The organism is Aminobacter sp. P4_D5 (assembly GCF_056401815.1).
The window spans coordinates 1-512 of the sequence record NZ_JBFUIP010001434.1 but is presented as its reverse complement, the minus strand read 5'-3'; the positions used below and the strand labels follow the sequence as shown (position 1 = coordinate 512).

Below are 512 nucleotides of genomic sequence, written 5' to 3'. Positions count from 1 at the left end.
TTCGACGGACGCGCATGCAGCCAAATGCTGCGATCGGCGTTTCAATGCGAAGCATTCGCAAAGTCGAGAGCCCGATGAAGGTCTTCCGCTACGACGGGCTGCCCGGCCATAGGCGGCGATTGGTGGGTTTTGCCGATATCCCGAATGAGCCGGCGCATTTTCTTCTGCTCGGACCAGTCTGGCTGTCGGCGGAGGAGAGCTACCATATCACCCCGCTGACGCACTCGATGGGCGGTGCCGTTGTCACCGAGATTGTTGTCTTACTGAAAGCGGGTCAGAGGACCGACGCGTTGCCTGGCTGGCGCTCGCTCCCGGTGAAACACTAACCGTTACCCCTGCAGGAACCATGCCCTGTTCGGAGGCCCTACCCGACCAGCTACAAGCCTGGGTGAGCCTTCAAACCCCGGGCAAACCGCTACTTTTAGCCGCACCCCTCGCTGCACCACCAAGAAACTCCGTTTCTTGGGCGGCCTTACCTAACCGCCCCGGATCCCGCGTTCGCGGATCAGGCG

The 512-nt window shown here is 61.3% G+C and carries 1 protein-coding gene; it reads left to right on the top strand.

Going from position 1 to position 512, the window contains the following annotated elements; all coding sequences use genetic code 11:
- A partial coding sequence (locus AC1DWF_RS38825) for a hypothetical protein (RefSeq protein ID WP_476843707.1) occupies positions 1 to 326 on the top strand: 326 nt, incomplete at its 5' end.
- Positions 327 to 512: the final 186 nt, after the last annotated feature.